The 12824-nt window shown below is 62.0% G+C and carries 12 protein-coding genes; 7 read left to right on the top strand and 5 right to left on the bottom strand.

The annotated features are described in order from the left end of the window. Positions 1-21: 21 nt before the first annotated feature. Together queC and ACMGT0_RS18975 are read right to left on the bottom strand one after the other, a co-directional pair. Positions 22-717: a 7-cyano-7-deazaguanine synthase QueC gene (gene queC / locus ACMGT0_RS18980; RefSeq protein WP_054064542.1), complete on the bottom strand. Its 696-nt coding sequence runs from the start codon at positions 715-717 to the stop codon at positions 22-24. 129 nt (positions 718-846) lie between these two features. Next, complete coding sequence (locus ACMGT0_RS18975; RefSeq protein WP_416769248.1) at positions 847-1338, bottom strand: winged helix-turn-helix transcriptional regulator; 492 nt, start codon at positions 1336-1338, stop codon at positions 847-849. A 113-nt stretch (positions 1339-1451) separates the two neighbouring features. Between ACMGT0_RS18975 and fabF the strand changes: the two genes are divergently transcribed. Beyond that, a complete protein-coding gene (fabF, locus tag ACMGT0_RS18970) occupies positions 1452-2720 on the top strand; it encodes a beta-ketoacyl-ACP synthase II (RefSeq protein ID WP_054064541.1) in 1269 nt (422 codons plus the stop codon). Positions 2721-2973: 253 nt separating this feature from the next. Further along, positions 2974-4035, top strand: coding sequence for an alpha/beta fold hydrolase (locus ACMGT0_RS18965; protein ID WP_054060872.1), 1062 nt, complete (start codon positions 2974-2976; stop codon positions 4033-4035). Positions 4036-4068: 33 nt separating this feature from the next. Here ACMGT0_RS18965 and ACMGT0_RS18960 read toward each other — a convergent pair whose 3' ends face one another. Next, positions 4069-4554 (bottom strand): PaaI family thioesterase, encoded by a 486-nt coding sequence (locus ACMGT0_RS18960; protein ID WP_054060873.1) that lies wholly within the window; start codon positions 4552-4554, stop codon positions 4069-4071. Between the two features lie 95 nt (positions 4555-4649). On the opposite strand from ACMGT0_RS18960, the gene ACMGT0_RS18955 reads away from it, so the two are divergent. Together ACMGT0_RS18955 and ACMGT0_RS18950 are read left to right on the top strand one after the other, a co-directional pair. Next, entirely contained in the window at positions 4650-5990 is a 1341-nt protein-coding gene (locus ACMGT0_RS18955) for a PLP-dependent aminotransferase family protein (RefSeq protein ID WP_054064538.1), read from the top strand. A 112-nt stretch (positions 5991-6102) separates the two neighbouring features. Continuing rightward, positions 6103-7281: a GGDEF domain-containing protein gene (locus ACMGT0_RS18950; protein ID WP_192842736.1), complete on the top strand. Its 1179-nt coding sequence runs from the start codon at positions 6103-6105 to the stop codon at positions 7279-7281. A 76-nt stretch (positions 7282-7357) separates the two neighbouring features. Here ACMGT0_RS18950 and ACMGT0_RS18945 read toward each other — a convergent pair whose 3' ends face one another. Together ACMGT0_RS18945 and ACMGT0_RS18940 are read right to left on the bottom strand one after the other, a co-directional pair. After that, positions 7358-8098 carry a hypothetical protein gene (locus ACMGT0_RS18945; protein WP_152973103.1) on the bottom strand — a complete coding sequence of 247 codons (741 nt, stop codon included), beginning with the start codon at positions 8096-8098 and terminating at the stop codon, positions 7358-7360. 595 nt (positions 8099-8693) lie between these two features. Beyond that, positions 8694-9614: a LysR family transcriptional regulator gene (locus ACMGT0_RS18940; RefSeq protein ID WP_054059267.1), complete on the bottom strand. Its 921-nt coding sequence runs from the start codon at positions 9612-9614 to the stop codon at positions 8694-8696. Between the two features lie 174 nt (positions 9615-9788). On the opposite strand from ACMGT0_RS18940, the gene ACMGT0_RS18935 reads away from it, so the two are divergent. From ACMGT0_RS18935 to ACMGT0_RS18925, 3 genes are read left to right on the top strand one after another with little or no spacing between them, the layout of a single operon-like run. Next, the gene (locus ACMGT0_RS18935) at positions 9789-10406 is read left to right on the top strand and encodes a thermostable hemolysin (protein WP_054059268.1); all 618 of its coding nucleotides are present in this window, start codon (positions 9789-9791) and stop codon (positions 10404-10406) included. After that, on the top strand, positions 10403-11968 hold the full coding sequence (locus ACMGT0_RS18930) for an AMP-binding protein (protein ID WP_054059269.1): 1566 nt from the start codon (positions 10403-10405) through the stop codon (positions 11966-11968). The genes ACMGT0_RS18935 and ACMGT0_RS18930 overlap by 4 nt, the downstream gene beginning before the upstream one ends. After that, positions 11943-12824 carry a TauD/TfdA family dioxygenase gene (locus ACMGT0_RS18925; RefSeq protein WP_054059270.1) on the top strand — a complete coding sequence of 294 codons (882 nt, stop codon included), beginning with the start codon at positions 11943-11945 and terminating at the stop codon, positions 12822-12824. Before ACMGT0_RS18930 ends, ACMGT0_RS18925 begins: the two co-directional genes overlap by 26 nt.

The raw sequence follows: 12824 nt of genomic DNA, 5'->3' as shown, positions 1-12824 counted from the left end.
CGTCCCCTTGAGCGGGTGTCGTCAGAGACCCAGTTTTTCTTTCAGGCTACCCATGACCTCGCGCCGATGACCCAGGAATTGCTCCAGCCCCTTCGCGCGAAGATGGCAGGCATCACACTCGGCACAGCCATCTCCTTTCACGCCCCTGTAGCAGGTCAGGGTCTCCCGCCGAATCCGCTCCAACTCTCCGTGGTGGTCCGCCAATGCCCAGGTTTCGGCCTTGCTCAACCACATCAGCGGAGTCTCGATCCGCAACGGGTAGTCCAGGCCCAATTCAATGGCCGGGTTCAGCGCCTTGATGAAGTGGTCACGGCAATCCGGATAGCCGGAAAAGTCCGTCTCGCAGACGCCGGTGACCACGGTTCGTGCACCGAGCTGGTGGGCATGGATCGATGCGAGTGTCAGAAACAGGATATTGCGGCCCGGCACGAACGTGCTGGGCACGCCGCCTGCCAGGCTGTTGGCCGCAGGGACCGGTATGGCGTCGCGGGTCAGGCTGCTGACGGCCAGTTCGTTCAACACCGTGGTGTCCAATACCTTGTGCGTGGTGACGCCCAATTGTTTGGCCAGTTGCCGCGCCACTTCGATCTCGGCGCGGTGGCGTTGGCCATAATCGAAGGTGATGCAATGGATTTCGTCGTACAGGGGGCGGACATGGATCAGACAGGTCGTCGAGTCCTGGCCACCGCTGAAAACGATTACTGCTTTTTCGGTCATTATGCTCATCCCTGGGCGGTTGTGGGTTCGCGTCGACCCTACCGCAAATGACCAACCGGCTGGCGTGGGACGTTTCTGAAATTGCGCGTGCCGTCAGGGATGACACGGTCGCGCCCGGCCAGGCTGAACTCAGTCGTCGTCCCGGCGACCTTCCAGGCGCTGACGCATCTGTTTGCTGGCGGCCGGCCCGGGCTTCACGGTGCTGTTCTGCAGCGGTACCGGACGGCCATCGGCGACGTCCGCCAGCATGAAGTGCAGTGGCCGTCCGCTTTCGCGTTCGACGATCTGCACGCTTTCGCCTTCCGGCGCGTAATGGCGATTGCCCCATTCCACCAGCGCCATCAGCACCACGCGAAAATCCCGGCCCTTGGCGGTCGGTACGTACTGGTAGCGCAGCGGGCGCTGGCTGTAGGCCTGGCGTTCGAGCAAGCCGTCTTCCACCAGCCCGTTCAGGCGCCGGGTGAGCATATTGGGGGCGATGTCCAGGCTGCGGGAGAACTCGTCGAAGCGTTTCAGCCCCTGCAGGGCGTCGCGCATGATGAGGATATTCCACCATTCGCCAACCCGCTCGAGGCTGCGGGCGATCGGGCATTCGGCATGGGCCAGGGTTTTGCGCTGCATGACGGCTCCTGCAGGGGGAATCGGATTTTTGTGAGGTCATATGTTACTTTCATTATGATAGTAACGTCCACAGGCCATTACCTTGCTCAATAACCTGCAGGAGTTGGATTGTCATGAACAAACGTATCGTTGTCACGGGCATGGGCGCACTGACCCCGTTGGGCTGCGGTGTGGAGTCGAACTGGCAGCGCCTGTTGGCCGGCCAGTCGGGGATACGGCCGCTGCCGCAAGACCTGATCGGTGACCTGGCGATCGGCATCGGCGGCCAGGTCCCGGACCGTGCCCAGGACCCGGAGGCGGGCTTCGATCCCGACCTGCTGCTGGCGGCCAAGGAGCAGCGCAAGATGGACCGCTTCATCCTGTTTGCCCTGGCGGCGGCCGAGGAAGCGCTGGCCCAGGCAGGCTGGGCGCCCGATACGCTCCAGTCGCAGGCCCGTACCGGTACCATCATCGCCACCGGGGTCGGCGGTTTCCCGGCCATTGCCGAGGCGGTGCGGACGACCGACAGCAAGGGGCCGCGGCGCCTGTCGCCGTTCACCATCCCGTCGTTTCTGGGCAACCTGGCGGCCGGGCATGTGTCGATCCGTCATGGTTTCAAGGGGCCGCTCGGCACGCCGGTGACCGCCTGTGCCGCGGGCGTCCAGGCCATCGGCGATGCCGCGCGAATGATCCGGGCCGGGGAAATCGACGTGGCGATCTGCGGTGGGGCCGAAGCCTGTATCCACCGCGTCAGCCTGGCCGGTTTCGCGGCGGCCCGGGCGCTGTCGAGCGATTTCAACGAGACCCCGCAACGGGCTTCCCGACCGTTCGACCAGGCCCGTGACGGCTTTGTCATGGGCGAGGGCGCCGGCCTGCTGGTGATCGAGGCGTTGGAGCATGCCCTGGCACGTGGCGCGACGCCGCTGGCCGAACTGGTGGGTTACGGCACCAGTGCCGACGCCTATCACATGACCGCCGGTCCCGAGGACGGCGACGGTGCCCGCCGTGCCATGCAGCAGGCGCTGCTGCAGGCCGGGATCGACCCCTCGCAGGTCCGTCACCTGAACGCCCATGCCACTTCGACGCCGGTGGGTGACAAGGGCGAACTGGCGGCGATCAAGGCCGTGTTCGGTACCCGGGGCGGCCCGGCGATCAGCTCGACCAAGTCCGCCACCGGGCATCTGCTGGGGGCCGCCGGCGGCATCGAGGCGATTTTCACGGTGTTGGCGTTGCGCGATCAGGTGGCACCGGCGACGCTCAACCTGGAGAACCCCGATGAGGCAGCCGAAGGGCTCGACCTGGTCCGTGGTCAGGCCCGACCGTTGTCGATGGACTATGCGCTGTCCAATGGCTTCGGTTTCGGTGGGGTGAATGCCAGCGTGCTGTTCAAGCGCTGGGTATAGAGAAAAGGGTTTGCCCCTGTGCATGGCATCGCCTGTCTCGACACCTTGTGGGCGGGGCAGGCTTCGCGTAGCACACAGGCGATTTGCAGGCGGTTTTGTATCAGTGTGTATCCTGGCCGTTGCGCGATACACAGGCTTTCCCAATGGCCCGGAACTCGACACAGGCCGGATACGTCATGGCGGTCAAATGCATCCACGGTTTGCAGGGCGTCATCCAGACCCCTGACCCATGGCTGGCAACGGAGAGATCACCATGAAGAAGGCACTGCACAACAACAGGAACGGCCTGGGCCGCCTGGCCGGTTCGTCGATGCTCGCACTCGCCCTGTTCGGCATTTTCGGGGCGACCCAGGCGCAGGCGGCTGCCTCGGCAACGGTCGATGCGACCAGTGCCAGCACCTCCCACTCCGCACCTTCGCCTTTCGGCCCCCTCAAGCACATCAAGGCCGGGCTGCTTGACGTGGCCTATGCCGAAACCGGCCCGGCCGATGGCCCGGTGGTGATTCTGCTGCACGGCTGGCCGTATGACATTCACAGCTATGACAACGTCGCGCCGTTGCTGGCCGCCAAGGGCTACCGGGTGCTGATGCCCTACGCCCGTGGCTACGGCGATACCCATTTCCTCTCCGCGAAAACCCTGCGCAACGGTCAGCCCGCGGCGTTGGCGAGCGACGTCATCGACTTCATGGACGCGCTGAAGATCAAGCAGGCCGTGCTGGGTGGTTATGACTGGGGCGCGCGCTCGGCGGATATCGTCTCGGCCCTGTGGCCGGAGCGGGTCAAGGCGCTGGTCTCGGTCAGCGGTTACCTGATCGGCAACCAGGCGGCTGGCAAGAACCCGCTGCCGCCCAAGGCCGAATTGCAGTGGTGGTACCAGTTTTATTTCGCCACCGACCGCGGTCGTGCCGGCTACGAGAAGAACACCCATGACTTCGCCAAGCTGATCTGGCAGACGGCTTCGCCGAAATGGGCATTCGACGATGCCACCTACGACCGTAGCGCCAAGGCGCTGGAGAATCCCGACCATGTCGACATCACGGTCTTCAACTACCGCTGGCGCCTGGGCCTGGTCCAGGGCGAGCCTCGATACGACGCGCTGGAACAGAAACTGGCCACGGCGCCATCGATCAGCGTGCCGACCATCACCCTCGAGGGTGATGCCAACGGCGCGCCGCATCCGGCGCCCGAGGATTACGCCAAGCGTTTCACCGGCAAGTACGAGTTCCGCCTGATCAGCGGCGGTATCGGTCACAACCTGCCGCAGGAGGCTCCAGAGGCCTTCGCCAAGGCAGTGATCGACGCGGATCATCTCTGAGGTCACGGCTGTCCGTTCCCGAGCTGCGCACGTTCAGCGGCCCCTGGCCTGTTCGTCGCGCAGCGTCATCACCGCACTGGTGATACTGGCAACGAGCTTGCCATCTTCGCGTTCGATTTCGCACAGATAATGACTGATCGTTCGGCCCAGGTGAGTCGCCCTGGCCCGGGCGTGCAGTCGCGACTGCCAGACCGGGCGCAGGAAGGTCGCCTTGAGATCGATGCTGGTAAAGCTTTGCGCTGCCTGCATCAACGTCGAATGGGCCGTACCGATGGCCGCGTCGGCCAACTCGCACAGCAGCCCACCGTGGACCGTGCCCTGCTGGTTGCCGTGCAACGCCGCATCGGCATCGAGTGCCAGGGTCGCCGTGGCCTCGCCGATGGCGACCAGACGAAAGCCCAGCAGGCGGGAAATCGCCGTGGGGTACTGCATATGGGTGATGTCACTTTCAGCCAGCGTGCCGTCAAGCTGGCGCTGCAGGTACTCCAGTACCGGGAGTGGACGAACGGGTGCGGTCATGCAACCTCCTGTCGAGTGAGTGCCAGCGATTGGGCGTTTGCAGTGTGTGCGCCTAGAATGGAACAATCAAAAAATTGTCCTAGGGACATCCCCCGATGGCTGTTTCTTCTGTTTCCCGGGCGCTCGAAACGCTGGTGGCCGATATCCGCAGTGGCCGCCTGCCACCCGGCACGCCGTTGCCCACCCATCGCCAGCTCGCCCGCCAGCACGGCATGGCGATCGCCTCGGCGAGCAAGGTCTACGCCCGGCTCAAGGCCATGGGGCTGGTGGTCGGCGAGACGGGGCGGGGCACCTTCGTGCGTGATCGACCCCAGCAGCGCGAATGGGACAGTGGCGATGAGGCGCGGCTGAGCGCCAGTGCGATCGATCTGTCGTTCAACCATCCCGTCTGGCCGGGCCAGGCGGAACAGTTGCGCAGCCTGTTGCGCGACTTGGCGAACAGCGGCGACCTGGCGGCATTGCTGCACCAGCAGCCGCCGGGCGGGCGGCGCCACGAGCGGCGCATCGTCGGCGAGTTCCTGGCCAGGGCACGCGGCCTGGCGGTTGACGCGCAACAGGTGTTCCTGGTCAACGGTGCGCAGCAGGGGCTGGACGTTTGCGTGCGAGCCTTGCTCCGACCGCATGACGAGGTGGCCGTCGATGCCTTGACCTATCCCGGCTTCAGGATGCTGGCCGGTGTCCACGGGCTGGTGTTGCAGCCTGTTCCGGGCTTGAGTGACGGGCCGGACCTGGACGCGCTCGAGGAGGTGTGTCGGCAGCGACGGATTCGGGCGATCTACACCATGCCCACGTTGCACAATCCGTTGGGTTGGGTGCTGGACGCGAGCCAACGCCAGCGGCTGGTGACGATTGCCCGTCGGCATGATTGCCTGCTGATCGAGGATGCCGGCTACGCCTATCTGGTTGACGAGGCACCGCCGGCGCTGCTGAGCTTGGCACCGGAGCGCACCCTGTATGTCTCCAGCCTGTCCAAGAGCCTGGCCAGCGGGCTGCGCTTCGGTTTCGTCGTGGTGCCTGCGGCTTGTGCCGCTCGAGTGAAGGAAGTGATTCGTGCCAGTTCCTGGAGCATGCCCAGTGTGGTCACCGCCATGGCCACCCGCTGGATCGCCGATGGCACCGCCGCCCGTCAGGAAAGCTGGCTGCGCGACGAGGCCCGCCGTCGGCAGGTCATCGCCCGGGAGGTATTGGCCGGCATGGAGATCATCGCTCACCCGGCCTCTTTGTTTCTCTGGCTCCGCTTGCCGGAAGCATTGCGCATGGATCGCATCGCCACCGCTCTGGCCGAAAACGGCATTGCCGTGTCCAGGGCCGAGGCCTATGCGACCACCCGGCATGCGCCGCATGCCTTGCGCCTGGGGCTGAGCTCAGTGCCGTCGGCACAGTTGCCAGCGGTGCTGGCGCGGGTCAGGCAAGTCATCGAAGACTTCCCGATCTAGGCGTTCAGTCCGTCAGAAAGTTGGCAAAAAGCCATCTATGGGCAGGCTGTCTGCAATGAAAAGCATTATGATTGACGCTTTTGTCCCGTAAGTCAGAAAGGCCAGTCCGTCTATGTCGCTTGACCCCGTCACGTTGTTGACACTCACGATCGCCCTGGCGGCGGCCGCCGCGTTGTACTTGGCGGTCGAGTGGCGCAGTGTTCGTGAGCCATCACTGCTGTTCTGGAGTTCGGGTTTCGCAACGATCAGCATCGGCTCGACTCTCGCCCTGCTGCGTGGAAGCGGTTTTCTGCTGCTGGGTATCTGGTTCGCCAACGGCCTGCTGGTGACCGCGCACTGGTTTTTCCTGATGGGGGTTGCGCGGTTCACCGAAACCCGGCTCTCCCGTAGCTGGTTACTGGTTGTCGTGGTCTGGGTCGCCATGCTGTTTCTGCCCAATGACCCGTCGTGGTCGAAGATCATGATGCTGGTCAATTCGTTGATGGTTGCCCTGGTGACCTTGCGTGCCAGCTTTCTCCTGCGCCCCCATGGCAAGTCGTTGAGTGTGGGGGCGGTGCAGTTGCGCTATGTGTTGCTGATCCACGGGGTTTTCTATCTGATCAAGGCCTTGTCGACGATCATCCCGGGCACTTTGATCGACCTTGCCGCGTTTCGTGGCGAGATCATCCAGATTTCGCTGGTCGAGGGGGCGATGGCGATCATGCTGATTGCGTTATCGATGACCGGCACCGAACGATATCGCCGGGAAAAGCGTATTGCCCGACTGGCGGCCCGTGATCCGTTGACCGCCATGTACAACCGTCGGGCCCTCGAAGTGCGTGCGCCGCGCCTGCTCGAAGAGGTCTCGGATACCCGGCCGGGAGCATTGCTGCTGATCGATGTCGACAACTTCAAGCTGGTCAACGATCTCTACGGTCATACGGCCGGCGATCGCCTGCTCGTGGCGCTGAGCGAGATGATTCGTTCGGTGTTGCCCGAAGGTGCACTGGCTGCCCGGTTGGGCGGAGACGAGTTCGTCATTCTGCTGGGCGGCACGTCGGGTGAGCAGGTCATTCATCTGGGCAGCACGCTGCGTGACCAGTTTCAGCAGGCTGTTCGCCAGACGTTCGACACGCCCCAGGCGGTGACCCTCAGCATCGGCGCCAATCTGTTCGACCAGCCGCCCAGCAGCCTGGCGGCCCTGATCGAACGCAGCGATGCGGCACTCTACGAGTCCAAGCGTGGCGGGCGTGACAGTATTCGCCTGATCGACCGGACCGCTCCCCGCAGCGAGGCTCAGCGCACATCCTGATTCGCGGCTGTCGCCAACTGACGGGGAGGGGGGAGGCAATGGCGGCCAACAAGGATCGGGCTGCCAGGTTGAGCCGCTATTGGCCAAAAATCATGTCGAAGGCGAGCCGGCCCAGCGGGAGCATCAGAACCGCAAAGATGATGCCTAGCTGCCAGTACACCAGTTTGAATCTTGATTCGGTGTCCATTTTCAATTCGGTGATCGACGTCTTCAACGTGAAGCCCTGATCCTTGATGGCTGCGCGCAGTTCGTTACCTTGTTTTTCCATCGCCATACGCAGGTCATTGCCTTGTTTCTGCATCGCCATGCGCAGTTCGTTGCCCTGTTTCTCCATGGCCATGCGCAGTTCGTTGCCCTGTTTCTCCATGGCCGTGCGTAGTTCGTTGCCTTGTTCCTCCATCGCACTGCGCAGTTCATGCCCCTGTTTTTCGATCTCACCACGCAACTCGTGGCCTTGTCTTTCCAGGGCCAGGTGAAATTCGTGGCCTTGTTTCTCCATCGCAAGGCGGAATTCACTGCCTTGCTCCCTGATTTCCGCTCGAAGCTCAACCCCTTGCACGGAGACGGCCTTGGCCAGGGTAGCTATCTGCTCACCTTGCTGCCTGACCGCGCCTTGCAGTTCCCTGACCGAGCCTTGCAGCTCCCTGATCGGGGCTCGCAGGCTCTGGCCCAGGTCGGCAATCTTCTGATTCATCTGCTTCTCGACGCGAATCAGGGCGGATCTTGATGCAGGATTTTGCATTTCGCCTCCCAGGCCCTGGCGACGGCCCCGGGTCCTTCGGGTGATGCGTTCATGGGATGTCTGCACGTTGTTCATATCCTGGCCTCGAAGATTGAAGCCACTAAAGGGGCCTTCTGCCCCTGGCAACAAGCCTGATCACATAATTGAACCGGATACCCCAGGTGAGATAGTCAGTGCGTTCTCCGGTGGCCGTAAGAAAATACTTCGCGTGTTGCGTGCAAAGGAACGGTTATCCCCCTTGGGCGGGTCGAAGGATTGGGGCCGTTCCGTTCGGGCTTATTGAGCCTGCGGTATTGGGAGTACGGTTGTCCTACGATTGGGCCAACAAGGGCATGGCAGTATTTGCAAAAGAGTATTAACAAGGCAATGGCGCCAATATATTGCCGAGATTGCCTGTCCACTGGGGGAAAACCTATTTAAAGAGGGCAGGTGATCCGAACCCGGCGCAAGAGGATTAAAAGGATATCTTCCGGCGCTGTGGACAGTGATGTCTCTTTTTGGTGCGGCGGAGCATCGTAATGGATAGATTGTCCGACGTTTTTCAATTAATACCTGCTGTTGCTTAAAAGATACATATGCTGTTGCTAATCAATTGCACTCATGCGGTGCAACTCCGGCAAGGCGGGACCGGTGCCGGGCAAGGGCACTGGTCCGAAGTGGGGCAGGCCTTTCAGGCACAGACCTTGGCGATCTGCTCGCGCAGCCAGGCACTGGCGCTGTTCTGGCCGCTCTTGCGGTCCCAGAGCATGTCCATGGTGAAGCTGGGCAGGCCCACCGGCGGCTTGCAGAAGGCGAATTTCGTCTCGTCGCAGATGAGCATCTGGATGCGCCGGGGCAGGGTCAGGACCAGTTCCGTCCCGTTGATCATTTCCAGTGCCGCCACATAACTGTTGGAACGGGCGACGATCTGTCGGGTATAGCCTTGTTTGCCCAGCCAGCCATCGACCATGTTGGTATCCGATATCCAGGGCGTGGGAAATACATGCTGGCGGGCAACAAAACTTTCCAGATTGAATTTGTTTCCGGTGGGGGTGAATTTCTTGTCGACGACACAGACCAGATCATCGTCGAGCAGTACTTTTGACTTGAAGTTTCTGGCGTCGCGGTGAAAGTTTGGCCCGGAACAAATTACCAGGTCGAGGCGGCCGTCTGAAAGTTTTTCCGCGGGGATATCCTTGTTGAACTTGTGAACGTTTATGATGACCGGGAAACTGCTTTTGATGAAACTTTTCAGAAGTGTCGGAAGTATCAGTAACTCGAAATACTCGGGAGCGCAGATGTTGAACGTTATCTCTTTCTTTGCCGGATCGAATGGCTTTGTTTCCGAATGACAGAGATTGATGCTTTTAAGGATGTTGATGACATGGCTGTACATGCTGGTGGCCTTGCTGGTGGGCCACATGGCATTGCGGGTATGGATGAACAGTTCGTCCTCGAAGCTGGTACGCAGCTTCTTCAGGCAGTAGCTGACGGTGGACTGGCTGACGCAAAGGGTTTCGGACACCTCGGTAACGCTGCTCTGCTCATATATCGCAACAAATACCATCAGGTCCTGCATGTCCAGCTTTCTAAGCAAATTGCTATTGAGCATAAGAGATCCGTCTCGATGAAAATCCAATGGCGCTAATTCGTCACATTCCAGTGATTCATTCTATTTGTATATTAGCGGAAGCAATTTATTTTTTAAATAGCCTCGGCGAAGCCTCCTCCCTATATTCGCGTCTCACATTTTGATTACCCCTGCACAGGGACGGAGGAGGACGAAATGTTGGTACGTGTCACGGAAAATCAGACACCGTTGTGGATACAGGCGACGGAAGTTGTGAAAGAAAAATTTCGCAGCTCTTATAAGGCCAGTGTAGAACCCAACCCGCAGTACTTTGCTTTGACGCAGGATGCCGATGAGCAGATTCTCTCTTGCGCCGGTATAACGTTTGCCGATCACCGGACGTTGTTCTCCGAACAGTACCTGTCGGAGCCGATCGAGGTGATTCTGTCGCGGCGCTTCGAGAAGACCATCGATCGCTCGAACATCGCCGAAATTGGCAACCTGATTTCCCACCATCTGACCGCGGGCATCATCATGGTCAACATGATCCCGCTGCTGGCCTGGTGCATGGGCGCCCATTACCTGCTGTGCACGGTCACACCGCGGGTGCGGGAGATGATGGAGAGCTGCCAGATCGTGTTCGAGCCGCTGCTCGCCGCCGATCCGGACCGTCTGGTCAATGACGACGGCAAGAGCTGGGGCAGCTACTACTCGAAACAGCCGGTGACCGGTTTCATTCGCGTCGACCCGCAACGCTCGCGCTTCGCCGCCTTGACCCTCAATACGCTGTTCAGCCAGTTGCCGACCGACCTGCCAGCGAGGGCGCAACCATGAGCGGTGCATTCATTGCCGACTTGCGGCAGGCCTTGCAGGTCAATCGCGATGCCATCTGCGCGGTCGATTGTGCGGCAAACGGCCTGGAGCAGGGGGGCACCCTGACTTATGGCCAGTTGGAGCAGCGAGCCCTGAACCTGGCCGCCGAGCTGCAACGGCGCTTCAGTGCCGGCAGCGCGGGTGAGCGGGTGGTGCTGGGTATTGCAACGCGCAACAGCAGTGACTGGTTGGTGGCCGACCTGGCCTGCCTGTTCGCCGGCATCACCGCATTGCCCTTGCCACTGGCCTTCAGTCAGTCCCAGGCCGAGCACCTGGCCACGCGCTGCGATGGCTTCCTGGTCGATCACGCGGGGCTGCGTACCTTGACCGAGCGCTGGCTGCTGGACTTCCCCGAGGAGCGTCTGCGCCGGCTCGACCTGCCGGCCATCGAGCAGCCGCTGCTGAATGTGGCGGGCGATGACGAGTGGATCTGCAAGATCATCCATACCTCGGGCACCACCAGCCGGCCCAAGGGGGTGCGCCTGAGCACGGCGGCGGTAGGGGCCGTGCTGGCCTCGTTGCGTCAGGGGATGCCTGCCGATGCCCACCGTCGCTACCTGTCGCTGGTCCCGTTGAGCCTGCTGCTGGAACAGGTCACCGCTGCTTACCTGCCGCTGCTCGCAGGGGGGACGGTGTTCTTCCTGCCGGAAGCGGAGCCGCTGTTGGGGGAGCCGGGGGCTTCGCCACAACGTCTGATCGACTGGCTGCTGCGGGTCGAGCCGACGGCGATGACCGTGCCGCCGGTGATGCTCAACCGTTTCTACGAACAACTGGCCCAGGGCGACGAGCCGGGTGAGCGACTGTCGCGCTACCTGCATTCGGGTGTGCACATCACCTGTGGCGGTGCGGCGGTCAGCGTCGACATTCTCAAGGCCCTGGCCGAGGATGGGATCCCGGTGTTCCAGGGCTACGGGCTCTCCGAGAACGCCTCGGTGGTGAGCATGAACACTGCCTTGCACCAGCGTCTGGGCAGCGTCGGCAAACCGCTGGCGCACGTCCAGGTGCGCATCGGCGCCGACCAGACCATCGAGGTCAAGAGCAGCTCGCTGTTCAGCGGTTATTCGGGCCTGGACCCCAGTGCCTGTTCGATGTCCGAGGATGGCTGGATGGACACCGGCGACCTGGGCTCGCTGGATGCCGATGGCTACCTGTACGTCCACGGGCGCAAGAAGAATGTGATCTGCCTGCCCAACGGCCGCAACGTCAGCCCGGAGCAGGTCGAGCTGGAATACCGCGAGTACCCGGGGGTACGCGACGCCGCAGTGTTTTTCGATGAAGAGCATGGCCTGGTGGCCCTGCTCTGCGTCGAGTCTCTGCCGGAGCGGACCGAACTGGCCCACTGGTCGGCGCGACGCTTTTCCGACATCGAGCGGCCCAGCCGCCTGTGGCTGCTGACCAAGGACGATCCGCTGCTCGAACAGCTCTACACCGTGACCGGCCGCCCGAAGCGCGCCGACATCGCCACTGTTTTCTCCACACTGCAAGGGAATGCAACCCATGAACTCGCCTGCCTATCACTCTGAAAGTCCCGCCGTCTCGATTATCGAGCCCCGGCATTTCACCAGCCTGGGCAAGCCCGAGCTGTATGAACTGCTTGGCCACTACGGCATCGTGCTGTTTCGCAATTGCATCCACAGCGCCGAAGACTTCAGTGCCTTCGTGCGCCAGAACAGTTCGCGGTTGAGCCTGGACCCGGCACGGGTCATGGTCGGCGGCGCGGCGCAACTGGTGGATGCCGGGCGCGATGCGGTCGGCCTGCACTGCGAGAACGGCAACTCGCCGTTCTGGCCCGACATCACCTGGTTCTACTGCCAGGAAGCACCGCGCAAGGGCTCGCAGACCACCCTGTGCGATGGCGAGAAGGTCCTGGGGAAATTGTCGGCCGAGTGCCGCGAGTTCTTCGAGCACAACTCGATCCGCTACAGCCGCACCGTGGCCGGAGACAAATGGCGTCGGCTGGTCTGCCACTATTCCTCGACGCTCTCGGATCCGTCCGCGGTGACCATCGAGGATTTGTTGCAGATCACCGGTGATGACCCACGCACGCAGATCACCTTCAACCCGGCCGACGACTCGATCCACTACGCCTTCAGCACGCCGGCGATCCTGGTCTCCGAATTCAGCCAGCGTCCGGCTTTCGCCAACAGCATTCTCGGCCCGTCCTTCAACTATGAGGCGCCGGTGATCGATACCGTCTCCGGCTTGCCGATCCCGGCCGAGTTCCTGGCCGAAATCGCCGCGGTGACTGCCCAGGAAACCTACCCGGTCGGCTGGCGCGACCACGACATGGTGATGATCGACAACCGCCGGGTCATGCATGGTCGTCAGGCCATCGTCGATGACCGTCGACGCATCTTCAATGCCCTGAGCTACCGTTGA

It is taken from the genome of Pseudomonas sp. RHF3.3-3 (genome assembly GCF_048069595.1).
Taxonomy (GTDB): domain Bacteria; phylum Pseudomonadota; class Gammaproteobacteria; order Pseudomonadales; family Pseudomonadaceae; genus Aquipseudomonas; species Aquipseudomonas fuscovaginae_B.
The sequence above is the reverse complement of the archived record's forward strand: the minus strand, read 5'-3'. Positions and strand labels throughout refer to the sequence as shown.

What these genes read in the sequence shown, in the direction of transcription:
- queC (WP_054064542.1), bottom strand. Translation starts at nt 717, where the DNA reads ATGACCGAAAAAGCAGTAATCGTTTTCAGCGGTGGCCAGGACTCGACG.
- ACMGT0_RS18975 (WP_416769248.1), bottom strand. Translation starts at nt 1,338, where the DNA reads ATGCAGCGCAAAACCCTGGCCCATGCCGAATGCCCGATCGCCCGCAGC.
- fabF (WP_054064541.1), top strand. Translation starts at nt 1,452, where the DNA reads ATGAACAAACGTATCGTTGTCACGGGCATGGGCGCACTGACCCCGTTG.
- ACMGT0_RS18965 (WP_054060872.1), top strand. Translation starts at nt 2,974, where the DNA reads ATGAAGAAGGCACTGCACAACAACAGGAACGGCCTGGGCCGCCTGGCC.
- ACMGT0_RS18960 (WP_054060873.1), bottom strand. Translation starts at nt 4,554, where the DNA reads ATGACCGCACCCGTTCGTCCACTCCCGGTACTGGAGTACCTGCAGCGC.
- ACMGT0_RS18955 (WP_054064538.1), top strand. Translation starts at nt 4,650, where the DNA reads ATGGCTGTTTCTTCTGTTTCCCGGGCGCTCGAAACGCTGGTGGCCGAT.
- ACMGT0_RS18950 (WP_192842736.1), top strand. Translation starts at nt 6,103, where the DNA reads ATGTCGCTTGACCCCGTCACGTTGTTGACACTCACGATCGCCCTGGCG.
- ACMGT0_RS18945 (WP_152973103.1), bottom strand. Translation starts at nt 8,098, where the DNA reads ATGAACAACGTGCAGACATCCCATGAACGCATCACCCGAAGGACCCGG.
- ACMGT0_RS18940 (WP_054059267.1), bottom strand. Translation starts at nt 9,614, where the DNA reads ATGCTCAATAGCAATTTGCTTAGAAAGCTGGACATGCAGGACCTGATG.
- ACMGT0_RS18935 (WP_054059268.1), top strand. Translation starts at nt 9,789, where the DNA reads ATGTTGGTACGTGTCACGGAAAATCAGACACCGTTGTGGATACAGGCG.
- ACMGT0_RS18930 (WP_054059269.1), top strand. Translation starts at nt 10,403, where the DNA reads ATGAGCGGTGCATTCATTGCCGACTTGCGGCAGGCCTTGCAGGTCAAT.
- ACMGT0_RS18925 (WP_054059270.1), top strand. Translation starts at nt 11,943, where the DNA reads ATGAACTCGCCTGCCTATCACTCTGAAAGTCCCGCCGTCTCGATTATC.